The organism is Streptomyces sp. NPDC048111, from assembly GCF_043202815.1.
In the GTDB taxonomy this organism is placed as follows: Bacteria; Actinomycetota; Actinomycetes; order Streptomycetales; family Streptomycetaceae; genus Streptomyces.
On the sequence record NZ_JBIDBD010000011.1, the window covers coordinates 87,660 to 113,004 of the forward strand.

22 protein-coding genes, 1 tRNA gene and 1 pseudogene are annotated in these 25,345 nt (G+C 70.7%); 10 read left to right on the forward strand and 14 right to left on the reverse strand.

Annotated elements, in window-relative coordinates; all coding sequences use genetic code 11:
- The 6 genes from ACGF3I_RS19655 to ACGF3I_RS19680 form a co-directional block, all read right to left on the reverse strand.
- Nucleotides 1–1,548 carry a PLP-dependent aminotransferase family protein gene (locus tag ACGF3I_RS19655; protein WP_393133683.1) on the reverse strand — a complete coding sequence of 516 codons (1,548 nt, stop codon included), beginning with the start codon at nucleotides 1,546–1,548 and terminating at the stop codon, nucleotides 1–3.
- A gap of 228 nt (nucleotides 1,549–1,776) precedes the next feature.
- Nucleotides 1,777–2,616, reverse strand: coding sequence for a DUF3761 domain-containing protein (locus tag ACGF3I_RS19660; protein ID WP_393133685.1), 840 nt, complete (start codon nucleotides 2,614–2,616; stop codon nucleotides 1,777–1,779).
- Between the two features lie 505 nt (nucleotides 2,617–3,121).
- Nucleotides 3,122–4,468 carry a DUF4041 domain-containing protein gene (locus ACGF3I_RS19665; RefSeq protein ID WP_393133687.1) on the reverse strand — a complete coding sequence of 449 codons (1,347 nt, stop codon included), beginning with the start codon at nucleotides 4,466–4,468 and terminating at the stop codon, nucleotides 3,122–3,124.
- Between the two features lie 1,160 nt (nucleotides 4,469–5,628).
- The gene (locus ACGF3I_RS19670; RefSeq protein ID WP_393133689.1) at nucleotides 5,629–5,949 is read right to left on the reverse strand and encodes a hypothetical protein; all 321 of its coding nucleotides are present in this window, start codon (nucleotides 5,947–5,949) and stop codon (nucleotides 5,629–5,631) included.
- 87 nt (nucleotides 5,950–6,036) lie between these two features.
- A complete protein-coding gene (locus tag ACGF3I_RS19675) occupies nucleotides 6,037–6,849 on the reverse strand; it encodes a hypothetical protein (protein WP_393133691.1) in 813 nt (270 codons plus the stop codon).
- Between the two features lie 475 nt (nucleotides 6,850–7,324).
- The gene (locus tag ACGF3I_RS19680; protein WP_393133693.1) at nucleotides 7,325–7,555 is read right to left on the reverse strand and encodes a hypothetical protein; all 231 of its coding nucleotides are present in this window, start codon (nucleotides 7,553–7,555) and stop codon (nucleotides 7,325–7,327) included.
- A gap of 817 nt (nucleotides 7,556–8,372) precedes the next feature.
- Between ACGF3I_RS19680 and ACGF3I_RS19685 the strand changes: the two genes are divergently transcribed.
- A complete protein-coding gene (locus ACGF3I_RS19685; protein WP_393133695.1) occupies nucleotides 8,373–9,167 on the forward strand; it encodes a DUF3800 domain-containing protein in 795 nt (264 codons plus the stop codon).
- Between the two features lie 535 nt (nucleotides 9,168–9,702).
- Here ACGF3I_RS19685 and ACGF3I_RS19690 read toward each other — a convergent pair.
- Nucleotides 9,703–10,091: pseudogene (locus ACGF3I_RS19690) on the reverse strand (NUDIX hydrolase).
- A 556-nt stretch (nucleotides 10,092–10,647) separates the two neighbouring features.
- Here ACGF3I_RS19690 and ACGF3I_RS19695 point away from each other — a divergent pair.
- Nucleotides 10,648–10,857, forward strand: coding sequence for a hypothetical protein (locus ACGF3I_RS19695; protein WP_393133697.1), 210 nt, complete (start codon nucleotides 10,648–10,650; stop codon nucleotides 10,855–10,857).
- 77 nt (nucleotides 10,858–10,934) lie between these two features.
- Here ACGF3I_RS19695 and ACGF3I_RS19700 read toward each other — a convergent pair.
- The 3 genes from ACGF3I_RS19700 to ACGF3I_RS19710 form a co-directional block, all read right to left on the reverse strand.
- Nucleotides 10,935–11,008 (reverse strand) — tRNA-Pro (locus ACGF3I_RS19700).
- Nucleotides 11,009–11,037: 29 nt separating this feature from the next.
- Complete coding sequence (locus ACGF3I_RS19705; protein ID WP_393133699.1) at nucleotides 11,038–11,739, reverse strand: Pr6Pr family membrane protein; 702 nt, start codon at nucleotides 11,737–11,739, stop codon at nucleotides 11,038–11,040.
- A 366-nt stretch (nucleotides 11,740–12,105) separates the two neighbouring features.
- On the reverse strand, nucleotides 12,106–13,035 hold the full coding sequence (locus ACGF3I_RS19710) for a metallophosphoesterase (RefSeq protein ID WP_393133701.1): 930 nt from the start codon (nucleotides 13,033–13,035) through the stop codon (nucleotides 12,106–12,108).
- Between the two features lie 78 nt (nucleotides 13,036–13,113).
- Between ACGF3I_RS19710 and ACGF3I_RS19715 the strand changes: the two genes are divergently transcribed.
- Nucleotides 13,114–13,578 carry a GatB/YqeY domain-containing protein gene (locus ACGF3I_RS19715; RefSeq protein ID WP_393133703.1) on the forward strand — a complete coding sequence of 155 codons (465 nt, stop codon included), beginning with the start codon at nucleotides 13,114–13,116 and terminating at the stop codon, nucleotides 13,576–13,578.
- Between the two features lie 197 nt (nucleotides 13,579–13,775).
- Here ACGF3I_RS19715 and ACGF3I_RS19720 read toward each other — a convergent pair whose 3' ends face one another.
- A complete protein-coding gene (locus tag ACGF3I_RS19720) occupies nucleotides 13,776–16,049 on the reverse strand; it encodes a transglycosylase domain-containing protein (protein ID WP_393133705.1) in 2,274 nt (757 codons plus the stop codon).
- A 415-nt stretch (nucleotides 16,050–16,464) separates the two neighbouring features.
- On the opposite strand from ACGF3I_RS19720, the gene ACGF3I_RS19725 reads away from it, so the two are divergent.
- Nucleotides 16,465–16,833, forward strand: a complete 369-nt coding sequence (locus tag ACGF3I_RS19725) for a WhiB family transcriptional regulator (protein ID WP_393133707.1) — start codon at nucleotides 16,465–16,467, stop codon at nucleotides 16,831–16,833.
- A gap of 94 nt (nucleotides 16,834–16,927) precedes the next feature.
- Here the strand turns inward: ACGF3I_RS19725 and ACGF3I_RS19730 are convergent, their stop codons facing one another.
- Together ACGF3I_RS19730 and ACGF3I_RS19735 are read right to left on the reverse strand one after the other, a co-directional pair.
- Nucleotides 16,928–18,322 carry an ArsA family ATPase gene (locus tag ACGF3I_RS19730; protein ID WP_393133709.1) on the reverse strand — a complete coding sequence of 465 codons (1,395 nt, stop codon included), beginning with the start codon at nucleotides 18,320–18,322 and terminating at the stop codon, nucleotides 16,928–16,930.
- The gene (locus ACGF3I_RS19735; protein WP_393133711.1) at nucleotides 18,319–19,281 is read right to left on the reverse strand and encodes an ArsA family ATPase; all 963 of its coding nucleotides are present in this window, start codon (nucleotides 19,279–19,281) and stop codon (nucleotides 18,319–18,321) included. The genes ACGF3I_RS19730 and ACGF3I_RS19735 overlap by 4 nt, the downstream gene beginning before the upstream one ends.
- A 96-nt stretch (nucleotides 19,282–19,377) precedes the next feature.
- Here ACGF3I_RS19735 and ACGF3I_RS19740 point away from each other — a divergent pair, with 96 nt between their 5' ends.
- The 4 genes from ACGF3I_RS19740 (at nucleotide 19,378) to ACGF3I_RS19755 (ending at nucleotide 21,916) form a co-directional block, all read left to right on the forward strand.
- Nucleotides 19,378–19,536 (forward strand): DUF4177 domain-containing protein, encoded by a 159-nt coding sequence (locus tag ACGF3I_RS19740; protein ID WP_020129281.1) that lies wholly within the window; start codon nucleotides 19,378–19,380, stop codon nucleotides 19,534–19,536.
- The gene (locus tag ACGF3I_RS19745; protein WP_393133713.1) at nucleotides 19,533–19,997 is read left to right on the forward strand and encodes a RidA family protein; all 465 of its coding nucleotides are present in this window, start codon (nucleotides 19,533–19,535) and stop codon (nucleotides 19,995–19,997) included. Before ACGF3I_RS19740 ends, ACGF3I_RS19745 begins: the two co-directional genes overlap by 4 nt.
- 152 nt (nucleotides 19,998–20,149) lie before the next feature.
- Nucleotides 20,150–21,034 (forward strand): NUDIX hydrolase, encoded by an 885-nt coding sequence (locus tag ACGF3I_RS19750; RefSeq protein ID WP_393133715.1) that lies wholly within the window; start codon nucleotides 20,150–20,152, stop codon nucleotides 21,032–21,034.
- A gap of 51 nt (nucleotides 21,035–21,085) precedes the next feature.
- Nucleotides 21,086–21,916 carry an MBL fold metallo-hydrolase gene (locus ACGF3I_RS19755; protein ID WP_393133717.1) on the forward strand — a complete coding sequence of 277 codons (831 nt, stop codon included), beginning with the start codon at nucleotides 21,086–21,088 and terminating at the stop codon, nucleotides 21,914–21,916.
- Nucleotides 21,917–22,079: 163 nt separating this feature from the next.
- Here ACGF3I_RS19755 and ACGF3I_RS19760 read toward each other — a convergent pair whose 3' ends face one another.
- Nucleotides 22,080–22,754 (reverse strand): Crp/Fnr family transcriptional regulator, encoded by a 675-nt coding sequence (locus ACGF3I_RS19760; protein ID WP_017947815.1) that lies wholly within the window; start codon nucleotides 22,752–22,754, stop codon nucleotides 22,080–22,082.
- Between the two features lie 501 nt (nucleotides 22,755–23,255).
- On the opposite strand from ACGF3I_RS19760, the gene nth reads away from it, so the two are divergent.
- The gene (gene nth / locus ACGF3I_RS19765) at nucleotides 23,256–24,383 is read left to right on the forward strand and encodes an endonuclease III (protein ID WP_393133719.1); all 1,128 of its coding nucleotides are present in this window, start codon (nucleotides 23,256–23,258) and stop codon (nucleotides 24,381–24,383) included.
- A gap of 85 nt (nucleotides 24,384–24,468) precedes the next feature.
- Nucleotides 24,469–25,335, forward strand: coding sequence for an NUDIX hydrolase (locus ACGF3I_RS19770; protein WP_393133721.1), 867 nt, complete (start codon nucleotides 24,469–24,471; stop codon nucleotides 25,333–25,335).
- The last annotated feature ends 10 nt before the right edge of the window (nucleotides 25,336–25,345 follow it).

The window sequence follows — 25,345 nt, forward strand, 5'->3', positions numbered from 1 at the left end:
CTAGGTATCCGTCCCGGCGGACGCCGTCGGCCCGCCGCCGCGCCCCGTCGCCTCCCGCACCGCGTCCGCGAGCAGGGCGACGCCGCGGGTGATGCGCGGGGCGGGCAGCGCCGCGTAGCCCATCAGGAACGTCGGGCCGTCCGGCGGGTCCTCGACGAAGTAGCCGGACGCGGGGTAGATCCGCACCCCACGCCCGGCCGCCACCTCGGCGATCCGCTCCTCGGCCGTGTCGCGCGCACCGGTCAGGGTGACCAGCACGTGCAGGCCGGCCGCCTCGCCCGAGATGCGCACCTCCGCCCCGAAGTGCTCGTACAGGGCCTCCAGGAGCCGGCCCCGGCGCTGGCGGTACAGCCGGGTCATGCGGCTGATGTGACGGGCGTAGGCGCCGGTCGCCACGAAGTCGGCCAGCGCCTCCTGGGCGACCGTCGGGGTGAGCCGGTCGGTGATCCACTTGATCCCCAGGAAGGGCTGCACCAGCTGCGGGGGCAGCACCGCGTAGCCGATGCGCAGCGCCGGGAAGAGCGTCTTGCTGAAGCTTCCGACGTACACCACGGTGTCGCGGTGCCGCTCGGCGGCGAGCGCGGGAAGGCGCTCCCCGGTGAAGGTGAACTCGTTGTGGTAGTCGTCCTCCAGGACGGTCGCACCGCGCCCGTACGCCCATCGCACCAGCGCCCGGCGGCGCTCCCCGGACAGGATGACGCCGGTGGGGAACTGGTGCGAGGGCGTCACGTACACCAGCTTCACGCCCTGCGGGTCGTGGCCGTGGGCGCGGACGGCGGCGTCGATGTCGCCGACCCGCAGCCCCTGTTCGTCCACCGGCACCGGCACGACGTGCGCCCGCGAGCAGCCGAAGACCTGGCGCAGGACGGTGTGGCTCGGGTCCTCGATCACCACCACGTCACCGGGCCCGACCAGCATGCGCACCAGGATGTCCAGGGCCTGCGTGGCGCCGCTGGTCACCATGATGTGGTCGGGCGAGGCGTCCAGGGCCCGGCTGCGGCGCAGCAGCGTGGCGATCTCGGTGCGCAGGGTCGAGGACCCCTCGGCGGGCCCGTACCCGAGCGCGGCCACATCGGCCCGCCCGTACGCGTCGTGCAGCGACTGGCGCCAGCGGGCCACGGGGAACTCGGCGAGCGCCGGCGTGCCGTGCCGGAAGTCGAGCGCGCCGCTCGGCCGGTGCGAGGGCGCCGGCTCCCAGGGCTGCCACAGGGCGCTGCTGCCGTCAGTGGGACGCGGCGGCTGCGGAGCCAACTCGGCTCGTTGTGCGGGGGGTTGAGCGATGCCCCGCTCAGCGGCCCGGGGCGCGATCCGGGTCCCCGAACCGCGCTTGGCCACGATGACGCTGTTCGCGCGCAGCAGTTCGTAGGCGCGGGTGACGACGGTGCGGGACACATCGAGCTGCTGGGCCAGCTCACGGGAGGCGGGCACGCTGTCCCCCGGCCGTAGCCGGCCCGCGCGCACCAGGGCCGTGATCTGATCACAGAGCTGTTGCTGCAACGGCGTGCCGCCGTCCCGGTCGAGGACGATGAGCAACTCCGACGACCCCACGCCGTTCCCCCTTCGGCAGGCACCCCTGCTTCGGCAGGCACCCCTGCCGAGTGTGCCACGAGGAGGGGGTGGTTCTGCGGGGGTGGGTGGGCGGTGGGTGGGTGCGGTCCGTGGGGGTCGGGTGCGGGCGGGGTGGCGCTGGCGGGGCCGTGTGGGGTGCGAGGGGGCGTCGGCCGTCCGGACCGCCATGCCTGCGGTCTGGGACCGGTACGGCGGGGGCCCCGTGGGCTACGAGGGAAGGTCGGCCAGCCAGCGCGCCACGCCGCCGTGGTGGGAGCAGGTGCCGCGGCGGTGGGCGGAGTAGCTGTACGTGCCGTCGACGCACTGGGCGGTGGCGCCGGAGGGGGCGTGCTGGGAGCCACTGGAGGAGCTGCCTCCGGATGTGGTGCTGCCTCCTGTCGAGGAGTGGCCGGAGCCGCCGGTGGAGGAGGTCGAGCTGGAGGAGTGGCCGGTCGACGGGGTGGAGCCGCTGCGGCCGGTGGACGGCGAGCTGCCGGTGGTATCGCGGTGCCCGCCTGCGCCTGCGCTTGTGCCGGAACCGGCTGCCGGGCGGCGCGAACTGCCGTCACTGGAGGCAGAGTTGGTGCCATCTCCGCCAGGGCTTCCGGTGGCGGTGGCGGTGGGGGTGGGGGTGGCAGCGGAGGGCGACCCGGCGGGGGTGGAGGCCGTGCAGGTCTCGCCCTCGCTGGACTTGACCGTGTCGAAGCGGAGGGTGTCGGCGGCGGTCATGGTGGTGCCGGCCGCGGGGGTCTGGGCGCAGACGGTCCAGTTGCGGTCCCACAGCTGGCTGCGGTGCCGGCCGGTGGCGTCCGTGGAAGCGAGCTTGGAGATGCCGTCGCTCTGGGCGGCGTCCTGGGCGGCCTGGAGCCCCATGCCGACGTAGCTCTTGACGGCGATGGCCGCGGAGGCGCCGGTGGACGCGGGTGCTGGGCCGCCTCCGCCGCCCCCGTTGATGAGGGCGCCGCACCCGCCGATCCCGAGCAGCGCGGCGAGCAGGATGCCGCACCCGACGAGCGCGTTCCGCTGGTCTCGCGCCGTGGGCCGGGGCCTGCGCTGTGGTGGTGCCATGTGGGTCCCCCTAGTTGCGCCACCCGCGGCCCACTCCCCGGCACGCGCGCACGCACGGTCCGGCCGTAGAGCGGGGAGCAGGTGTTTGCCAGGGCGATGACTTTAGGGCGGTGCTGGGTAATAGGTGAGCGTTCAATGAAATTGGGGGCGTGCGCCGGCGCTGTGGTGGTCCGGGGGTACTCCGAAGGGCGGTCCGGGTGCGGATCGTGCTCGCTTCTCGCGCAGTTCCCCGCGCCCCTGGCGGCGCTGGAGTGGCCGAGGTTTGCGGAGTTCCCCGCGCCCCTAAGCAGCACCGGTGCTGGCCAGCATGCGCACCCTCAGCCCGTCCGGCGTTTGAGGACGAGCGCCGTTCAGGGGCGAAGGGGGGGCCGGGGGCGCAGCCCCCGAGAGGGGTGCAGGGGGCGGAGCCCCCGCGTGGGCCCCCGGGAGCCGAACCACGGCCGGCCCGCCCGTCCCCACTTCGGCAGCGTCAACGGTGTTGAGGTGTCAACGGGCATAAGCGGCGTCAGGCGGCGGCAGCCCCGCCCCCACGCTGCCCGGCCCGCCACTCCAGGGCCTGCGGCTCCTCGGTGAACTCGATCAGGTGCTGCCCGGCGAACCGCTGGAGCGCCTGGCGCACCTCCGCCGGGGTGACGTAGAAGAACTCCTTGCGACTGTTGACCTGATTGACCCGCCGCGAGGCGAACTGACGGTGCAGGTCCGCCTCCAGGCCGACGGCGTCCTTGCTGAAGATCAGCGCATGGACGTCGAAGCGGAAGGGCACGGCCGCGCCGCTCAACTCGTAGACGCGCTCCAGGGGTTCGAGACGCCGCGTCATGCCGATCTTCACCATGCGATCGCCGAAGGCGCCGATGTTCGAGATGACATAGACGTAGCCGGCGCGGATGTTGGCGGCCCGGGAGTCGACGTCCCGCAAGGCGTCGTCGATCTCGGCCAGTTTGGCCTCCATCTCCGCGACGGCCGCCGCGTCCCCGCGCTCGCGCAGACGCTCAAGGGCCGCCTGGTAGTGCCCGAGCTCCTTGTTCAACTTCTCGCGCTGCCGGTCGAGTTCCCGCTGGACGGCGGCCTCCTCGCGCTCCCGGGCCCGCACTTCGCGCTGCGCCTCCTTCTCCTCCTCCTTCTTCTGCAGGAAGTCGGCGGTGAGCTCCAACTCCCGTACGCGCGCGTTGTGGTACTCGTCGGTGATCCGGATGTGCATGGTGGCGCCGAGCCTGGCGATCGTCTCGCGGCTCTTGAAGAGCCGGTCCACGAGGGAGCTGAGCCGGTGCGGACGCATGGACCGTACGGCGTAGTCCGCCTCGGCGTTGTAGGCGCGCAGCATGAGCTTGGAGAAGTCGCGGACCATCTTCATGCCCTCGCGCTTGGACCCGTTGACTGTCCAGTCGGTGGCCGCCTGCACGGCACGGCCCGCGCGGGCGAGTTCCTTGATCTCGTTCTGGAGGGTGTCGAGCCGGCTGCGGTAGGCGATCGCGTCGTGCAGGGCGTGCCGGTAGGCGTAGATGCCGGCCTCCTGGAGCATCGCCGTCTCGTCGGCGTTGACGATCCGGGCCTGCAGCTCGGCGAGTTGGCGTCCCGCGTCGGCGAGTTCCTTGCGCTGCCGGTCGGCGTCCTTGCGGGTCCGTTCCGTCTCCTTCGCGGTCCGCCGGGCGTCGTCGAGGATCTCCTTCGCCGTGTCGCGGGCGTCCTTGAGCACCCCCGCAGCCACCTCGGCGGCCTCGGCGGACGCCCTCTCACGCAGCGCGCCGGCCTCCGCCTCGACCTGCCGTACGAGATCCGCGACCCGAACGGCGTCCAGCCCCTGCGTCTGCGCGATCCAGGCCCGCAGGGCATCGGCCTCGGACAGCCCGTCCACCCGCCGCCGCCCAAAGAGCCCGGCCTTGCGGGGGGAGGGGAGGGGGGTGGGAGTGCCGGGGCCGGGGGCGCTGCCGGGGCCGACGCTGGTCCACGCCCCGGGAGCGATCCCGGGGTCGGTACCGGGGCCGTTGCCGGACCACGTCCCGCTGTACGTCCCGGGTCCCGCCCCAGCCCCGGGCCCCGCGAGGGGCATGTCGACGGGGGCGCCGGCGGATCCGGCGGGCGACCCGTCCTCCAGAATCCACAGCTGCCATCCCGCGGGCGGCGGAGGCCAGGAGGGCTCGGGCCGCCAGTCCGGAGGCGGCACCCATCCCGGGGGCGGCGCGGGCCACCCGGAGGCGGATTGAACCGATAAGCACCCATGTCCCCACCTCTCATCGTCACGGCACGCGGCACACCAGCACCGCACCCCCGGACAATCCCGGCAAACGCAGAAGGACATCGTCTTACCGCGCGGGAATGTGAGCGCTGGCATATTCGGGGTTGTAACGCATTCGTGACGATGCGTGAGGAGGACGGGCGTGGACGGTCCCGCGCTCGGTCGCCCCGAGCCGGGCCTGGCTGGGCTGAGGGCCAGGTTCGGCGGGACTGCCGTCCCGAGGAGCAGCACCGAACCGAATATGCGGAGCGTCCGTCCCGAGCAGCAGCACCCGAACCGCTTATGCGGAGCGTCCGTCCCGAGGAGCAGACCCGAACCGCTTATGCGGAGCTGTCGTCCGGAGGACAGACACCCCCACACTCCGCACCTTCGCCTCACTTCCTGCGGCGCCCCCGCACCTTCTTCTTCAGCTCGGCTTGTCCGCGCTTGGTCCAGTCACCCTGGTGGAGGTGGCAGCGCGATGTGCCCTTCATCGTCTTGTTCCGGCAACGACCGCCGGCCGCGGTCGGCCACCGGCAATACCCTTGCTTCCACTCACCCATGGTGAACCCCCAGCGCCCGCCGGCCAGTTGTCTCCTGTCGACAATCAGCGTGAGGGCAGGCCCGGACTCGCGGCAGGGCGCATGGGAGGCGCCACCCGGCCCGGCGCGCACGCGGTCAGTACGTTCGGCGCGTCTACGGGAGCGAGGGCGGCCAAGGAGAGCGCGCCAGTGTTGACCGGTACCCCGGAGTCGACCGGTACCCCGGAGTCGACCGGTGCCCCAGAGCCGACCGGTGCCTCAGACCGGGCCTGCCATGAGCCGTTGCCGAGCATCAACCCAAACCACCTCGAACTCCCGCAACGTCAGCGGCACTTCGACGTGCCCCTCCCAATCGGTGACGGGCGACTCGGCAGTGAACCCGTATCGAGCATCGTCGTCTTCGGCGGTCGCGGCTGCGACGGGGCGCAGCGCGGGCCCCTCAAGTTCGATCTGCCGACGGACCCAACCGTCGTCACCCACCTCGAAGTAGAACCAGGTGTCTGCTTCGCCCCAGTAGCTACGGAACCATCGCATCGATTCCCCATCCTGTGACGGCACCCCCATCTTCAGTACTTCCAAACCCAGTTGGACCTCATCCCGGGCCGGATGTTCTCCGGACGCCGCTCGCACTGCACCTCTGGGGCCCCAGGAGGATGCCATGGGCAGCTATGAGCCCGCGTGGGGAGGCCAAGCCGCTGCATCGCCCGACGGCGGCTCGGGACAGGAGCCGTCCATCTCATCCGGTTCGGGCGCTGGTGTCGCGTCGAACTGGCCACCCACCAGTTGTAGGGCCATCTGGGCACGCACCTGATTGCGCAGCGCTCCGTCAGTGATGTTGTCGGACAGGACGCCGGCAGCCTTCAGGCTGCGATCGAACCTGCTGTCGTCGCGGAGCATGACGCCCTGCGCCCCCATGTCGCGGCGCGTGCGATTCGATTGCAGGAAGAAGACCCCGGCCAGCAGGTTGATGACCGCTCCAGCAGTCTGCGTCACGATCGCCCCGTACCGACTCCCGTCGCTGTCTGCGTGCATGATCGCCAGGGCGACCCCGGTCAGCAGAACGGCCGACCCCACCATCCCGAACACGATGCTGACGAAGAAGCTGACCTTCGCCTGAGCGAGACCGTGCGCGTAGATCTGGGTCAGCATCGAGACCTGAGGGTCGGGTTCCAGGAGCGCCGCGGTCCCGAACTGACCACTTTTCGCCGGGGAATCACGGGGCTGAAGGTAGATCTGGGCGCCGTTGCCGGTGATGTTGAAGTTGGGAACGTCGACGGCCTCGACGTGGCTCTGCGCACTGGCCGCCTCTGTGGTGAAGGCTCGATTTGCCGCCCACAGCAAGGACGCGACGACTCCGACTATGCCCACCAGTACGGCTGCGGTCGTTGTCGCCGTCTCCAACCAGGCACGCCGCTGAAGGTTGTCGTACGCCGGCCCGTTCGCCTCCACCAGCGCCCACAGCACAAAGGCGAACACCACCGACAGCACCGTTCCGAGAGCGGCGATCAGGGGTGCCTGGAGTCGGCGTACCCGTCGCGCCGCGCTCACTAAGACCGGAGGGGAGGAGCCCTGGTCCGCGTTTCGATCCGTTCCGGACAATGTGTGTTGAACCTTCCTCAAGGGAACGCCACGAGCGACGGGATCTGGTTCGACCCCCATTCTGCGCGACGCCCCCGGGCGCCCGCGACGCCAACGCCAGTCGCGACCCGCCGGGCCCTGCTTCTCCTAGGGGACGACAGTGGTTCAAGGCTGGACGGGGGTCACTGACAGCAAGTCCGTGTTGGCGACGGCCTCGTCGGCACGGTGCCTCAGTCGACGACCGACCTCTTCGTCCCGAAGCAACTCGGGATGCTCGCTCACCTTGGGCTGCTGTGCCTTCCACCTGCGCTGATAGTCCACTGGCGTCCACGGTTGTTCGCGGTTGTCACGCAGTTAGACACTCACCGCCCACCCGTCACTGGTTCGTTGGCAACTCGGAGATCTGCCGCGCAAACTCCTCGACGACCTGCGGTACAACGCGTTGGGCGTCCTCTGTTTGCAGAGCTTCAACGAGCGCCTGGTGCACTTCGGCATACGGCTGTCCACCATGCGAGGCGCGAGTGCGATCAACCGCCCGCTCGACCTTTGCGAGGTGCGCCGCAACGGCCGGCATGGACTTGTCGTACTCGCTCGGATCGGTGGCCACATGCTCAGCCGACCAGTGCGGAGCGATTGGGTCAAGGCAGGAAGACACGAGCTTGGTAAGCTCCGTAGATCTAAGGGTAGTTGGATGCCTGACCTGCGGCAGAGCGATTCGATAGGCTCGTGGTGTCGGCGCCTACCCCACCGTGCTTCCTCCGGCCGATCTGACACGGGTCTGGCACAGGCAGTTGCCCTGGTTCGGTTCGCGCTAAGCGCCGCTCAGCTATGCGGGCCCGCTCCGACTCGGTTGCGCAGCCACTCGAACCAACCCACGACGAACCAGCGCCACTTCCACCACCAGCCTCTACGTCTGCGCTTGGGTGGGGGAACAGGGGTGACAGTTACTCGTTGCGGTCTCGCCGGCGCGAAGTTTCGAGGCCTTCTAGCGCCTGCACCACCCCCGTGCACGTGGCAGAACCCGCTTCGTCCAGCCGGGTTCCCGCAGCCATGCCGTTGCCGTGTAACGCCAGCACACCGCCTCATGGACGGAGTTTGGCAGAGCTGGCGGGAGTAGGAGCCTCGATTAGGAAACCTGCTAGTTGCCCCCGTACGCCCACCCGGTCTGAGCGGAGTGGGCGTGCGGGGGCTTCTGATCCGTAGCTCTATGTGGATCGGTCGCCAGCGGTCGTACCAGTCGCCTTCGGGTTCCCGCGGGGGTCTCCCGGGACGTAGACGTTTGCTGAGGTTGCGGTACTTCGCTGCTGTACTGCAAAGCTCTCAATCACGCGTGCCCGGTCCTCGGTTCCCGCAGGAAAGCGCGAATCGGTAGTCGGCCTGCGCTGTCAGATCTACCCTGATGCCAGATCATCAGGGGGTTGCCTATGGATCTCAATGGGGTGGGTTCGGCTGGAGAGCTGCTTGCTCAGGCTGAGCGTCCGTCGTTCGAATGGGCCTACGTAGACGAGACCGGGGACTCTGGAATGTCCACTGGAGGCTCATCTACGTACATCCTGGCTTGTGTGCTCGTTCCGGCTGATGGCTGGACTCAGAGGCTGGATGTTCTCGCCAAGATGCGCCGCTCGATCGGCAAACAATACGGCGTGCGGTTGCGAGACGAGATCAAGGCTAATTACCTGCTCAGGAGCCGGGGAGATCTCAAGCGCTACGGCTTGGGGGATGGCCAAAGACGAGACATCTACCAGACGCACATGAAGACGCTGATTCTTGTTTCTTCTGGCGTTTTTGCCGTGGTCATCGATAAGCGCAAGATGACCAAACCGCGTGATCCGTCTGAGATTGCATGGAAGTACTTGATGCAGCGGCTACGCGAGCGATCTACACAGTCGAGCGTTCCGATCGCCCTCGTGCATGACGAGGGCGAGGACAAGAAGATCAAGTCCCTGCACAGGGCGTTTCGGCGGGTCAGTTGGGATGCACGCGGGGCTTTGGTTCAGGCTCCCTACTTCGTAGAAGATCCAATCTCGCGCAAGTCTGACGACTCCTACTTCATCCAGCTTGCCGACCTATGCGCTTATGCCGCGTATAGAAGGATCGTGCCACCGGAGGGGAAGTCGGGAGCGGTGTGCAACGAGAAGATGTGGGGGGAATTGGGGTCCCGGGTTTTGGCTGAAGTGTCCACAAGCCGCCCCGACGGGATCGTCCATTGGCCTCGTTGAGGCAAAAAAGAGGCCCTCCGTAAAGGAGGGCCCTGATCGCAGACCTACACCTGTCAAGGAGGACAGGTTCAGCCCGCACCTCGATAGAACTCGATTTGGGAGATCAAGTCAAGTCGGCCGTCGAGTGATTCATAGCCTGCCTCACCCCACCACTCTCCCCTGCTCCCATCCCGTCCGCCATCGACCCACACACCGTGGAGCGGACGTGGTTCATGGCGTCCAGGTGGAGCGCGCCACTGTACGAACGACCTGGACGCCATGGGCCGCGTCTGCTCGGCTCTGCCTGGGTCGACGGCGGACGGGATGGGAGCCCCCCACGCTCACCACGATGTGCCCGCGGCCGGGAACGGAGCCCCCCTCCCCCCGGTGCCGGCCGATCCCCCGCCGGAGGCATCATCTGTGACCGTGGGCCGCGTCGTCGGGGGCTCGACTCATGACCTCCGGGCCTATCCACAGTGGGCGGGCGTCGGCGCAGCCGGGAAGCCCGCCCGCCGGAGGGGAGCGCAGCCGGGTGCTTGCTGAAGTAGGGAAAGTTCTACCGTGCTGCGATCGGGCTCTTGCCGTCATGGCTCCGCACATGAGGACCGTTGCCGTCCAACGCGTCCAGGAGACGGATCGCGAAGACCTCGCCATGCGCTCGCTGACCTCTTCCAGCGTGAGCCAGCCGACCGCGGTTGATTCGCTGGACGTGCACTCGGTGCCGCCTGAGGGCTTGCAGCGGAAGACCAGGGCGACGATGCCCCTGGTGGTGTTCTTGTAGGCCCCGGTGAGCTGGTCCACCTCTACATGGATGCCCGTCTCCTCGAAGACCTCGCGGGCGACGCCGGTCTCAGGAGTCTCGTTGAGTTCGGATACGCCGCCCGGGAATTCCCAAGTGCCTTTGTCAGCACGGCGGATCGCAAGGAGTCGGCCCTTCTCGCCGATGCAAGCTGAAGGAGGTGCTGCGCGATCACGAGGACGGGCTCACCATCGCACCCACGAACTGCACAGTCGCGGATGCGGTCAACGACTGACTTGCCTACGGCCTGGCGGGGCGGGACGACCGCACGATCGAGACTATTACTGGGCTGAGTCGAACTCACGTGATCCCGAGCCCGGGAGCCGGAAGCTGCGTGATCTCAGTGCGGAGGACGTTGATCGCTGGCTGGCTATCAAGGCGAGATCGCTCAGTACGCGCACGGTGCAGAGTGTGCACTCCTGCCTGAACCGTTCGGTCAAGTGGGCCATGGCGCGAGACACGGTGAAGCGCGACGTCGTCGAGCTGTGCTCCTTCCGGCCGTCCGTCGGGGGTGTCCGTCCAGGACGTCCGTCCAAGGCGTTCACCTTGGGGCAGGCAGAGGCCGTGCTCAAGGCTGCTGAGGGGAGTTCCATGTACGTGGACATCGCCGTCGTCCTTCTGACCGGTGCTCGTACCTCTAGGGCAGGTCGGAGGCCAATCCTCCGTAGCCTCCGCACATCGCCGTGTGGCGCTCGGGCCGGCGTGGCGGGGACACCAAGGCGGGGAGGTCCCGGCGGACGCTTCGTCTCGCTGCTCTCCGACAGTGGCGTACCCCTGGAGGAGATCTCTCGACTCGTCGGCCACTCCGGTACTGCCGTGACCGAAGAGGTCTACCGGAAGCAGATCCGCCCCGTGATCCAGACCGGAGCGACCGTGATGGACGGCATCTTCAAGCAAGATCAGAAGCCGTAGTCACGCAGATGGACACGCACAACGAATCAGGGCCACCGACTCACGTGAGTCGGTGGCCCTGATCTGCTACTTAGCTGTCGGGGTGGCGGGATTTGAACCCACGACCTCTTCGTCCCGAACGAAGCGCGCTGCCAAGCTGCGCTACACCCCGATTGTCTCCGCTTGTCGCGGCGACGTCGTTTACTTTAGCCCACTGGCGGCCGGAGACGAAATCCGGTTTTCGGGGCCGTGCGGGCAGGGGCGGACGCGGTCGAGGCCGGTGATCGTCAGGGCCAGGGCGTAGAAGGCCGCGCCCAGGATCAGCGCGTTGGTCAGGACGGCCGGGTAGCCGTGCTGGGCCACGTCGAGGAAGGGGTACGGGTAGCGGCCCGCCGTGCCGGGGGTGATCAGGGCGCCCCGGATCAGGGCGAAGGCGAAGTACGCCAGGGGGTACAGGAGCCACTGCGCCGCGTGGCGGGGGCGCAGGCCGCCCGGGCGGGTCAGGAGCAGCCAGTCCAGGAGGGCGCCGAGCGGGGTCACCGTGTGCAGGAGCTGGTTCGAGGCGGTCCGCCAGCCCGTCACCAGCGCCGTCGGGTCGTCCGTCATCGAGAAGCCGCTCGCGCTGTTCGCCAGGATCAGGTGGTACACCAGACCCGTGATCGCGATGTACAGCAGGACGCCCCCGGTCACGCGCGGCGGCAGCGGCGGGGCCGCCCGCCACGCCCGCACCGCCGACCAGCCGAACGCCACCGCCACCAGTACGTTCGACTGGATCGTGAAGTAGCTCAGGACGCGCAGCGGGCTGCCGGTGACCAGGTCGATCACGATGCCCGTCAGTGCCGCCACGCAGATCAGCGCGCGGAACGCCGCCGCGTACGGGCGGCGCCGGTTCGGCAGGACCACGGATGGGGGGACGTGGGCCGTGCGGGCTGTGCGGGTGGGGCGAGTTGTGCGGGTGGCTCCGGTGGTGCCAGTGGCTCCGGTGGCTCCCGTAATCCCGGTGGTGCCGGAAATCCCGGTGGTGCCGGTGGTTCGGGATGTGCGGGGGACGAGTTTTTGGGGGGATATCTGGTCGTACCGCATCCCTTCACCGTAGGGGGTACGGGCCGCTCCTGCCGTCCCCGGCCGGCCCCGCTCAGCCCTGAGGGCGAGCCCCCGCCCAGCCCGGCCAGCCGCCCCCGCCGGCCAGCCAAGCCCCCAGGGCGAGCCCCAGCCGGGCCTCCCAGCCGGGGCCTCCCGGCCGGGCCCCGCCGGCCGGCCAAGCCCCCGCTACCCCCGCCGCCCCACCAACGTCAGCAGCGTCGCCTCCGGCGGGCAGGCGAAGCGGAGGGGGGTGTAGCGGTTCGTGCCGCAGCCCGCCGATACGTGGAGGTACGCGCTCCTGCCGTCCACCGTGTGGCTGGACAGGCCCTTCGCCCGGCCCGTGTCCAGGTCGCAGTTGGTGACCAGGGCCCCGTAGAAGGGGATGCACAGCTGGCCGCCGTGGGTGTGGCCGGCCAGGATCAGGGGGTAGCCGTCCGTGGTGAAGGAGTCCAGGGAGCGCAGGTACGGGGCGTGGACCACGGCGATCGACAGGTCCGCGTCGCGCTCCGGACCGCCGGCCACCCGCGTGTAGCGGTCCCGCTTGATGTGCGGGTCGTCCAGGCCCGTGAAGGCCAGCTCCATGCCGTCCAGCTTGAGGCGGCCCCGGGTGTTGTTCAGGTTCACCCAGCCCGCCGCGTCGAACGCGTCCCGCAGGTCCTCCCACGGGTTGTGGACCACGCCCACGGCGGGCGCGTTCCCGTTCAGGCCGTGCTTGCCCTGCGCCTTCTCGAACAGGTACCGGGCGGGGTTGCGCAGCTTCGGGCCGTAGTAGTCGTTGGAGCCGAAGACGTAGACGCCGGGGAACTCCATCAGCGGGCCCAGCGCGTCCAGCGCCTCGGGGACGCCCTCCGGGTCCGACAGGTTGTCCCCGGTGTTCACCACGAAGTCGGGACGCAGGCCCGCGAGCGACTGCAGCCACGCCCGCTTCTTGCGCTGGCCGCTCACCATGTGGATGTCCGAGACCTGCAGTACGCGCAACGGGCGCGCCCCCGGCGGCAGCACCGGCACCGTCACCCGCCGCAGCCGGAACGATCTGGCCTCGAAGCCCGCCGCATAGGCGAGTCCGGCGGCCCCGACCGCCGTGATACCCAAGGGAATTCCGTATCGCGCGCGCATGTCCCCATCGTCGCAGACCCGGCCGCGACGGCATTAATCGGCGGGCGGGCGGCCCACCGCACCTGACACACTGGGCACATGACCACGCTCAAGGCCCGACTCAAGGACGACCTCACCACCGCCATGAAGGCGCGCGACGAGCTGCGCTCGTCCACGCTCCGGCTGACCCTCACCGCCGTCGCCAAGGAAGAGGTCGCCGGTACGTCCGCGCGCGAGCTCTCCGACGACGAGGTGCTCAAGGTGATCGCCAAGGAGGCGAAGAAGCGCCGCGAGGCCGCCGAGGCCTTCGACAAGGGTGGCCGTGCCGAGTCCGCCGCGCGCGAGCTGGCCGAGGGCGAGATCCTCGACGCGTACCTGCCCAAGCAGCTCTCCGACGACGAGCTCGCGGGCATCGTCGCCGAGGCGGTCGAGCAGGCCCGGGCCGCCGGGGCCGAGGGGCCGCGCGCCATGGGCGCCGTCATGAAGATCGTGAACCCGAAGGTGGCCGGCCTCGCCGACGGTGGGCGCGTCGCGGCAGCGGTCAAGCAGCGCCTGGCCGGCTGACCCCGCTCACGCGGAACCCGGCCGCCCAGCCGGCCGAGCCCGGCGCCAAGCCCCACCCGGCCCAGCGGGCCGAGCCCGGCGCCAAGCCCCGCCCGGCGCCAAGCCCGCCGGGCCTCGCCGAATCACTCCGCACAAAGGGGCGCCCCAGGGATCCGATCCCCGGGGCGCCCCCTTGTGTTCGGCCCGTGCGGACGGGGCTACCGCGGCGGCCACGCCCCGTTGTCGCCGCCCACCACACCCGGCGGCAGCGAGATCCCCGGGAACGGGTCGTTCCCGCCCTGGCTCGGGGGCTTGTTGTCGCCGCCCGGCTTCGGCTTGTGCTTGCCCTTGTTCTTGCCCTTGTCGGTGGTGTTGCCCGGCGCCCCGGCCGTCGCCGGGTCGGCGGGCGGCTTCTGGCCGCCCGCGTCGGGGATGTTGACGCTCACGAAGGGCGGCGAACTCTGGCCCTGGAGCGCGCCGGTCATGGCGTCGCGCCAGATCGGACCCGGGACCTGACCGCCGTACACCTGCTCCTGGAACTGCCCGCCGATGGTGATGTTGTTCATCTCCACGCGCTGCGACGGGCTGCCGACCCACACCGCGGCCGACAGGTTCGAGGTGTAACCGACGAACCAGGCGTTCTTGCGGGCGTCGGTGGTACCGGTCTTGCCCGCGTTGTCACGGTCCTTGAGGCCGGCCTCGGAACCCGTACCGGAGTCGACCACGCCGCGCAGCAGGGTGTTGACGCTGTCCGCGGTGCTCTGCGACATCGCCTGCGAGCAGGCCGTCTTGGGGACCGGCACCGACGAGCCGTCGGCCTTCTTGATGGACTCGATGGCGATCGGGCTGCAGTACGTGCCCCGGTTGGCGAAGGCCGCGTACGCGGAGGCCATCGTCAGGGGCGAGATGCCGGTTGAGCCGAGGGTGAGCGCCGAGGGCACCAGGGGCAGCTTCTCGCCGTTGCCCTGACGGACATTCAGCTTGTCCGTCATCTGCGAGACGGGGCACATGCCGATGTCGCCGAGCATCTGCACGAAGTAGGTGTTGACCGACTTGGCCATCGCGTCCTTGAGCGCGAACGGTCCGACCTCGGACTCGTTCTCGTTCTCCAGGTGCGCCGGGTGCTTGGGGTCGTTCACCCACGGCTTGCCGCTGCACGTCTGGACGGAGGCGGGGTAGTCCATCTCGTACGGCGAGGGGTACTGCTGGGTCGGCGGCTTGCCGCCCTCGATGGCGGCCGCGGCCAGGAACGGCTTGAAGGTCGAGCCGACCGGGAAGCCGTAATTGGAGCCGCCCATCTGGCGGTTGACCGAGAAGTTGATCTGCGTCTCGTTGTCGCCGAAGCCGTACGGCTTCGACTGGCCCATGGCGAGGATCTTGCCGCTGCCGGGCTGCACCAGCGTGACGGCGGTCGCGACGCTGTCCTTCTGGTAGACGTGGCTCTTGATCGACTCCTGGGTCGACTTCTGGGCCTGCGGGTCGAGCGTGGTCTGGACGGTGAGCCCGCCCTGGTTCCACAGCTTGGCCCGCTCCTCCTTGGTCTTGCCGAAGACCGGGTCGGACAGGAAGACCTCGCGCACGTAGTCGCAGAAGAAGCCCGCGCCGTCGACCGCGGTGATGCAGCCGTTCTTCGGCTTGCTCACCTGCAGCTTGATCGGCGCCTGCTTGGCCTTGTCGGCCTCGGCCTGCGAGATGTCCTTCATGTCGGCCATCCGCTGGAGCACCGTGTTGCGGCGCTTCTTGGACTCCTGCGCGTCGTTGACGGGGTCGTACCGGCTGGGCGACTGCACGATGCCGGCGAGCATCGCCGACTCGTCCAGGGTGAGGTCCTTGGCCGACTTGGAGAAGTAGCGCTTGGCCGCGGCCTCGATGCCGTAGGCCTGCTGCCCGAAGAACGTGATGTTGAGGTAGTTCTCCAGGATCTTCTTCTTGCCGAGCTCCTCCTCGACCTGGATCGCGTACTTCAGCTCCTTGACCTTGCGGCCGATCGTCTGCTGAGTGGCCTCGGCGACCTTGTCCGGGTCGTCGCCGGCCTCCTCGACGAAGACGTTCTTCACGTACTGCTGGGTGAGCGTGGACGCGCCCTGGGCGACACCGCCGCTGGTCGCGTTCTTGTTCATCGCGCGCAGGACGCCCTTGAGGTCGATCGCGCCGTGCTCGTAGAAGCGCGAGTCCTCGATCGCGACGATCGCCTTCTGCATGTAGGGCGAGATGTCGGCGAGCGGCACCACCGTGCGGTCGCGCGAGTAGACCTGGGCGATCGTGCCGCCCTTGCTGTCCAGGACCGTGGTGCGCTGGCTCAGCGGCGGGGTCTTCAGATTGGCCGGGATCTCGTCGAAGCCCTCGACCGTGCCCTTGGCCGCGAGCCCCAGCGCGCCGGCCGCCGGCAGGGCGATCCCCGCGAGCACGGCACCCGCCAACACACTGACGCCGAGGAACTTGGCTGCCTGCTGGGACCCGGTCAGGCCGCCGCCCGATCGCTTCTTTGCCATGGGGGCAGCCTACGTTCTCAATCGCCGGACACGGGTGAAGGCTCTGGCCTAAGCTGCTCTCAACTGTCACAGCAGTGCGGCTGTGCATCAAGTCCCCGGCCGCGCGTGGAAGTGTTCCGCCGTCCCCGAATCCGGCAGGAAACAACCCGGTTGGCGTCCGTTTCCGCCTCATGCGTCACCTGACGTCCGTTCTGGCTCAACTGATACGTCCGGATATTCCGGATGTGTCGCGCATGTCCTCGGCTCACTCCGTTGGGTGATCTGCTGCGTACGCATAGTCCGTTCGGGCCATTCAAGATTGGGCCCGACGGGGGTGTTGCGCTGTCCCTACCTTCCGTAACGTCCTCAACTGGCAGCGGTGAATATGCCGCTGCCGCCGTGGGGGAGCCTCGATTCGGGAGAGGACGGCGCCGGCATGGGCTGGGTAACCGACTGGAGTGCGCAGGCAGCCTGCCGCACTACCGATCCGGACGAACTGTTTGTACAAGGCGCAGCGCAGAACAGGGCCAAGGCGGTGTGCACCGGATGTCCGGTGCGTACGGAGTGCCTGGCGGATGCGCTCGACAACCGCGTCGAGTTCGGCGTGTGGGGCGGAATGACGGAACGGGAGCGGCGCGCCCTTTTGCGCAGGCGTCCCACCGTCACCTCGTGGCACCGCCTCCTCGAAACCGCGCGCACCGAGTACGAGCGCAGCACGGGGATCCTGCCCGTGTGCGCGGAGGAGGAGTCGGAGTACGACTACCCGCACTCCTTCGGGGACGAGGCGTTCGCGGCGGTGGGCTGACGGGGCCGCGGGCGCCCGGGGGACAAGAGGGCGCCGGTGGACCGAGGTGCCGGTGGGACGGGACGGCGCCGGTGGGTCGGTACCGTGCGACGGTTCAGGAAGCTCCGGCCGGGGATCCACCGGCCGCGAGCCGTTCCCCGATGGTCCGCAGCCCCGTGAGGTCGTGCACATCGCCGGGCAGGGCGGCCACTTCGGTGACCCTGACCTCGGGGTGCAGAGCGGTGAAACGGTCGCGCGTCCGCTGTTCACGCGCGAGCACCTGCATCCGCTCGGCATGCAGCCGCAGCAGCCCTGCGGTCAGCCGCTGTACTGATTCCTCGGTGTCGACGTCCGGGTTCGGGTCGGTGCCCGCGTCGGTGTCGACGTGCGTGCCCGCGTCGATGTCGGTGTCGGCGTTGGTGGCGACTGCGGTGTCGATGCCGGCCTCGGCTTCGGGAGAGGGGGCGCCGGGGCCACGGTGTCCAGCTTTCCCGGGCTTCTGATCCACAATGCCGGGCTCGTCAAGATTTTCCTGCGGCCCCTCAGCGAGGCCCCGGGCGGCGTACTCCGCCGGATCCTCCTCCAGGCTCTCCGCCGCCGCGAGAGCCCGCTCGGCCGAGAGACGGGCCGCGGCACTGCCGTGCACCCGGTTCAGGACGAGCCCGGCCAGCGGCATGTCGTCGGCGGCCAGACGCTCCACGAAGTACGCGGCCTCGCGCAGCGCGTCCCGCTCGGGCGCGGCCACCACCAGGAACGCGGTGCCCGGCGCCTGCAACAGCCGGTAGGTGGCGTCCGCCCTGGTCCGGAAGCCGCCGAACATGGTGTCCATGGCCGCGACGAAGGTCTGCACGTCGTGCAGGAACGGTCCGCCGAGCAGCTTGCCGAGCGTGCCGGTCATCATCGACATGCCGACATTGAGGAACTTCATCCCGGCCCGGCCGCCCATCTTCGCGGGGGCCATGAGCAGCTTGATGAACGTGCCGTCGAGGAAGGACCCGAGCCGCTTCGGGGCGTCCAGGAAGTCCAGCGCGGAACGCGACGGCGGGGTGTCGACCACGATGAGGTCCCACTCGTCCCGGGCCCGCAGCTGGCCCAGCTTCTCCATCGCCATGTACTCCTGCGTGCCCGCGAAGCCGGCCGACAGGGACTGGTAGAAGGGGTTCGTCAGGATCGCCTTGGCGCGCTCCGGATCCGCGTGCGCCTCGACGATCTCGTCGAAGGTCCGCTTCATGTCGAGCATCATGGCGTGCAGTTCGCCCTCGCCCTCGACGTCCTTGACCCGGCGCGGGGTGTTGTCGAGCGAGTCGATGCCCATGGACTGGGCCAGTCGGCGCGCCGGGTCGATGGTCAGGACCACGACCCTGCGGCCCCGCTCGGCGGCCCGAACTCCCAGTGCCGCGGCGGTGGTTGTCTTGCCCACGCCGCCCGAGCCGCAGCACACGACGATGCGTGTCCCCGGATCGTCGAGCAGCGGATCGATCGCCAGTGCCCCGGCCGCGTCCAACGTCACTCACCCACCCCGAGCTTGCGCAGTTCCGTCGCCAGGCGGTACAGCCCGGCCAGGTCCATTCCCTCGCCGATCAGCGGCAGTTCGTGCGTCGGCAGCCCCAACTCGTCCAGGACCGACCGCTGTTCGCGCTCCAGCTCCACCCGCGCGGCGTGCTCGGCGGCCTGCTCCAGGAGCGGGGTCACCAGCTTCGCCGAACCCGTCACCCCGGCCCGCGTCAGCGTCCTGGCGACCTCCTTGCGCCGGTCCCCGGTCACCGTGCGCACCGCCGCCCCGTCCAGCAGGCGCGGACGGACCATGTTCACGATGACCCGGCCCGTCGGCAGCTCGGCGCCCCGCAGCTCGGCGATGCCGTCCACGGTCTCCTGGACCGGCATCTCCTCCAGGAGGGTCACCAAGTGCACCGCTGTTTCGGGGGACTTGAGGACGCGCATGACCGCCTGCGCCTGATTGTGTATCGGGCCGATCTTCGCCAGGCCCGCCACCTCGTCGTTCACGTTCAGGAAGCGGGTGATGCGGCCGGTGGGCGGGGCGTCCATCACGACGTAGTCGTACGCGTACGCGCCCTGCTTGTTCTTGCGGCGCACCGCCTCGCACGCCTTGCCGGTCAGCAGCACGTCCCGCACGCCGGGCGCGATGGTGGTGGCGAAGTCGATCGCGCCGAGCTTCTTCAGGGCCCGCCCCGCTCCGCCGAGTTTGTAGAACATCTGGAGGTAGTCGAGCAGGGCCCGCTCGGCGTCGATGGCCAGCGCGTACACCTCCCCGCCACCGGGCGCGACCGCGATCTTGCGCTCCTCGTACGGAAAGGCCTCCGTCTCGAAGAGCTGCGCGATGCCCTGTCTGCCCTCGACCTCGACGAGGAGCGTGCGCCTGCCCTCCGTCGCGAGGGCGAGCGCGAGTGCTGCGGCGACCGTGGTCTTGCCGGTACCGCCCTTGCCGCTGACGACCTGGAGCCTGCTCACACCTTCGAGCCTAACCAGTCCGCCCACGGCCTACGCATGTGGTCCGGGTAAGGCGCCCGCGCCAGGGGGCGGCGGCCAGCGGCTACAGTCGGGCCCATGACCAAGTGGGAATACGCGACCGTGCCCCTTCTCGTGCACGCGACCAAGCAGATTCTGGACACCTGGGGCGAGGACGGCTGGGAGCTGGTCCAGGTCGTTCCCGGGCCGAACAACCCCGAGCAGCTCGTGGCCTACCTGAAGCGGGCGAAGGCATGAGCGCCGTCGAGGCCAAGCTGGCCGAACTCGGCCTGACCCTGCCCTCGGTGGTGCCGCCGCTCGCCGCCTACCAGCCGGCCGTGCGCTCCGGGGCGTACGTGTACACCGCGGGCCAGTTGCCCATGGTGGAGGGCAAGCTGCCGGTCACCGGCAAGGTCGGCGGCGAGGTGACGCCGGAGGAGGCCAAGGAACTGGCCGCCACCTGCGCCCTGAACGCGCTCGCCGCGGTGAAGTCCGTCGTCGGTGACCTGGACCGCGTCGCACGCGTCGTGAAGGTCGTCGGCTTCGTGGCCTCCGCGCCCGACTTCACCGGCCAGCCCGGTGTCATCAACGGTGCCAGTGAGCTCCTCGGCGCGGTCCTCGGCGACAAGGGCGTGCACGCCCGCAGCGCCGTCGGCGTCGCCGTGCTGCCGCTGGACGCGCCCGTCGAGGTCGAGATCCAGGTCGAGATCGAGGGCTGAGCCCCGCCGTCCGCCCACGGGGGGCCGGTCCGTATCCGTACGGGCCGGCCCCCCGTGGCATGGGCCGTGGCGTGCCGCGCCGCGTGTGTCAAAGGGATGTCACCTACACACACCCCCTCGAACATCCGCACGTCACCCCGTAGCATCCGCCCATGCCCCATGGTCAGTGGTATCCGCCGGAATGGCCGGACCGCATCCGCGCCCTCGCCGCAGGCGAGCTCACCGCCGTCGAGCCGCGCCGCGCCTCGACCGTGATGCTGCTGCGGGACGCGGCGGGCCCGGACGCCGGCGGCCCCAGCGTCCACATGCTGCGCCGCCGCACCTCCATGGCCTTCGCCGGCGGTGCCTACGCCTACCCGGGCGGCGGCGTGGACCCGCGCGACGCCGAGGACTCCGCGCTGCGCTGGGCGGGCCCGGGCCGCGAGACCTGGGCCGCCCGGCTCGGCACCGACCCCGCCTCCGCCCAGGCCATCGTCTGTGCTGCGGTGCGCGAGACGTACGAGGAGGCGGGCGTCCTGCTCGCCGGGCCCGACGCGGACACCGTCGTCGGCGACACCACCGGCGACGACTGGGAGGCCGACCGCCAGGCCCTGGTGAGCCGCGGCCTCAGCTTCGCCGAGTTCCTCGACCGGCGCGGCCTGGTGCTCCGCTCCGACCTGCTGGGTGCCTGGGCGCGCTGGATCACCCCCGAGTTCGAGCCCCGGCGCTACGACACCTGGTTCTTCGTGGCCGCGCTCCCCGAGGGCCAGGTCACCCGCAACGCCTCGACCGAGGCCGACCGCACGGTCTGGATCCGCCCCGCCGAAGCCGCCGCCGGCTACGACCGGGGCGAGCTCCTGATGATGCCGCCGACCATCTCCACCCTGCGCGACCTCCTGCCGTACGCGACGGCCGCCGAGGCGCTCACGGCGGCGGCCGGGCGCGATCTGACCCCCGTCCTCGCCCGGGCCCGCCTGGGCGAGGACGGCGAACTCGTCCTGAGCTGGCCGGGCCACGACGAGTTCACCAAGCACATCCCGGCCGGGGGCCGGCCGTGACGGGCCGCCCCTTCCGCCCAGCACCGGCCCCGCCACCCCTGGAGACGCCGTATGAGTGAGGCAGCAGCTCTTCCCGGGCAGCCGCGCGGCGGGGTCCTCCCGGGCCCGGCGACCGCCCGCGCGACCAACGTCCTCGCGCCCAACCCGTCCGCGATGACCCTGGACGGCACGAACACCTGGATCGTCGCCGAGCCCGGCTCCGACCTCGCCGTCGTCATCGACCCGGGCCCGCTCGACGACGGGCACCTGTCCCATGTGATCGCCACCGCCGAGAAGGCGGGCCGGCGCATCGCGCTGACCCTGCTCACGCACGGACACCCCGACCACGCCGAGGGCGCGGCCCGCTTCGCCGAGCTGACCCGCAGCCCGGTGCGCGCCCTCGACCCCGCGCTGCGGCTGGGCGACGAGGGCCTGGCCCCGGGCGACGTCATCACGACCGGCGGCCTTGAGCTGCGGGTGGTGCCGACCCCGGGCCACACCGGCGACTCGCTCTGCTTCCACCTGCCGGCCGACCGGGCGGTCCTGACCGGCGACACGGTGCTCGGGCGCGGCACGACCGTGGTGGCCCACCCCGACGGGCGCCTCGGCGACTACCTCGACTCGCTGCGCCGGCTGCGCTCGCTGACCGTCGACGACGGGGTGCACACGGTGCTGCCGGGCCACGGCCCGGTCCTCGACGACGCCCAGGGCGCCGTCGAGTTCTACCTGGCCCACCGCGCCCACCGGCTCGCCCAGGTGGAGACGGCGGTGGAGAACGGCCTCCGTACGGCGGCCGACGTGGTGGCCCGGGTCTACGCGGACGTCGACCCCTCGCTGTGGCCGGCCGCCGAACTCTCGGTGCGGGCGCAGCTGGAGTACCTGACGGAGCACGGGCTCATCTGACCGTCCGGGGGCGGCAGTTGGGCCTTGGGGCGTGTCTTTCGGATCCGGCCCGGGCCGCGGGGGCCGGCACGCGCGTACGCCCGAGGGGCCGGTCTTGTAGGAGACCGGCCCCTCGGGCGTGTCACAGGCGGGCGGGCCGCCGTGGCCCTCGCGGGCCGGTGGATCAGCGCGAGCGCTTCGCCAGGCGCTCCACGTCCAGCAGGATGACCGCGCGGGCCTCCAGGCGCAGCCAGCCGCGCTGGGCGAAGTCGGCGAGCGCCTTGTTGACCGTCTCGCGGGACGCGCCGACCAGCTGGGCCAGCTCCTCCTGCGTCAGGTCGTGCACGACGTGGATGCCCTCCTCGGACTGCACGCCGAAGCGGCGCGACAGGTCGAGGAGCGCACGGGCGACACGGCCCGGCACGTCGGAGAAGACCAGGTCGGACATCTGGTCGTTGGTCTTGCGCAGGCGGCGGGCGACCGCGCGCAGCAGCGCCGTTGCCACCTCGGGGCGGGCGTTGAGCCAGGGCTGGAGGTCACCGTGGCCGAGGCCGAGCAGCTTGACCTCGGTCAGCGCGGTGGCCGTCGCGGTGCGCGGGCCCGGGTCGAACAGGGACAGCTCACCGATGAGCTCGCCCGGACCGAGGACCGCCAGCATGTTCTCGCGGCCGTCGGGCGAGGTGCGGTGCAGCTTCACCTTGCCCTCGGTGACCACGTACAGGCGGTCACCCGGGTCTCCCTCGTGGAAGAGCGCGTCGCCGCGGGCGAGCGTCACTTCACTCATCGAGGCGCGCAGCTCCGCGGCCTGCTCGTCATCGAGCGCCGCGAAGAGCGGGGCGCGCCGCAGAACGTCGTCCACGAATCTCTCCTTGTGACCGGTATCAGGGGATCCAGTTCCCCATTTTGCCGGACGGTATAAACAGTGCGATCAATCACAGGATGACGTACTGGAGTGCCGGACCGTGAGTCAGGGGGCCGATTGGGGCCGTGATTCGCGGTGGCCGGGGCGGATGTCGGTGCCGGGCTCTAGGCTGGCCGAGTGTCCAATTCGCCGGTGAGAGCGCAGGCCAGGGGGGCTGGAAGAGTGTCCGCAGAGATCGATTCCGCTGTGGGCGAACAGCCCGCGTCCACGCCGAAAGTCTCCGCGAAGAGGGCGCCGCGGGCCACCCGGGCCGCCGCCTCGCCGGAGCCCGCCGGGGGTACGGGCGCGCCGGGGAGCGCTGTCGGCGGGGACGCGGGCGCCGTTAGCTCCGGGGCCCGCCGGGCAGCCGTCAAGAAGTCCGCCGTGCCGAAGCCCACCACCAAGAGGTCAGCCGCTGTGAAGCCCGCGAAGAAGGTTGCCTCTGCGGAGGCTGGTCCGGTGAAGAAGGGGGCCTCTGCGGAGGCGGGCCCCGCGGAGGGGGCCGCCCCCGCGCAGGCCCGTCCGGCCGGGAAGGCCGCCGCCACGACGGGGGCCGCTGCGAAGAAGGCCGCTGCCGCCAAGGCCGGCTCCGCGAAGAAGGCCGCCGCCGCCAAGGCCGGCCCGGCGAAGAAGGCTGCCGCCGCGGAGGCCGGTTCCGGGAAGGCCGGCCCGGCGAAGAAGGCCGGCGCCCCGGCAGGCCCCGCCAAGAAGGGCGCTGCCGCCAAGGCGGGCCCCGGTACGAAGGGTGCCGCTGCCAAGAAGGGCGCCGCCAAGGAGACCGGTTCCGTGACGCCCGTCCCCGCCGCGAAGGTCTCGGCCCGGGGCGAGTCGCGGGTCGCCATGGTGCGGCGGGCCCGGCGGATCAACCGGGAGCTCGCCGAGGTCTACCCGTACGCCCACCCCGAGCTCGACTTCCGCAACCCGTTCGAACTGCTCGTCGCCACGGTCCTGTCCGCGCAGACCACCGACCTGCGCGTCAACCAGACGACCCCGGGCCTGTTCGCCGCGTACCCGACGCCGGAGGACCTCGCCGCGGCGAACCCGGAGGCGGTGGAGGAGCTCATCCGGCCCACCGGGTTCTTCCGGGCCAAGACCAAGTCGATCATGGGCCTCGCCACGGCCCTGCGGGACGAGTTCGGCGGCGAGGTGCCGGGCCGCCTGGCGGACCTCGTCAAGCTCCCCGGGGTCGGGCGCAAGACGGCGAACGTGGTGCTCGGCAACGCGTTCGGTGTCCCCGGCATCACCGTCGACACGCACTTCGGGCGTCTCGTGCGCCGGTTCGGGTGGACCGAGCAGCAGGACCCGGAGAAGGTCGAGGCGGAGATCTGCGAGATCTTCCCCAAGAGCGAGTGGACGATGCTCTCGCACCGGGTGGTCTTCCACGGCCGCCGCATCTGCCACGCCCGCAAGCCCGCCTGCGGGGCCTGCCCGATCGCACCGCTGTGCCCGTCGTACGGCGAGGGCGAGACCGACCCGGAGAAGGCGCGCAAGCTGCTCAAGTACGAGAAGGGCGGCTTCCCCGGCCAGCGGCTGTCCCCGCCGCCGGACTATCCGGGGCTGCCCGCGCCACCGCTGGGAGCCGGCTGACGTCACCCGGAAGACGGACATCGGGGCCGGCCGGAACGAATGTGACCGGCACGGGCGTTGTGGACGATGAACGACGGGGGTGCAGATGACGCACACGAGCGAGACCTACGACGGTGATCTGAGCGGAATCGGCGGCCCCGGCCGCACCGCCGGCCGGGCGGCGGCCGAGCGCGCCCACAGCGGCGGCCCGAGCGGGCACGGGTCGGCCGGCGGAGTGGGCGGGCACGGGCCGGGCGTCGGGGTGGACCGGTACGGGCGCGAGCGGGTCGGCGCCGACGACGACGGCGGACCGGTCGTCAGCGGCGACGGGCTGCCCGATTGGCTGGTGCCGGTCGCGCGGGCCGCCGATTCCGTGGCGCCCGAGCAGATGAGCCGGTTCCTGCCCCCGGAGAGCGGCGCCGGGCGCCAGTCCGCGGTGCTGGTCCTGTTCGGGGACGGGCCGCGCGGGCCCGAGCTGCTCCTCATGGAGCGGGCGAGCCAGCTGCGCTCGCACGGCGGCCAGCCGTCCTTCCCGGGCGGCGCCCTCGACCCCGAGGACGGCGACCCGGCGACGACCGGCCCCCTGCGGGCCGCGCTGCGCGAGGCCGAGGAGGAGACGGGGCTCGACCCGGGCGGCGTCCAGCTCTTCGGCGTACTGCCCCGGCTCTACATCCCGGTCAGCGGTTTCGTGGTGACGCCGGTGCTCGGCTGGTGGCGCGAACCCACGCCGGTGCGGGCGGTCGACAGCGGTGAGACGGCGCGGGTCTTCACGGTGCCCGTGGCGGATCTCACGGATCCGGCCAACCGCGCCACGGCCGTCCACCCGCGGGGCCACGCAGGCCCGGCATTCCTGGTCGAATCGGCGCTGGTCTGGGGCTTCACGGCAGGTGTGATCGACCGGATCATGCATTTCGCGGGGTGGGAGCGCCCCTGGGACCGAGCCAAGCGGGTGCCGCTCGACTGGCGCGCGTGACAGGCTGGGG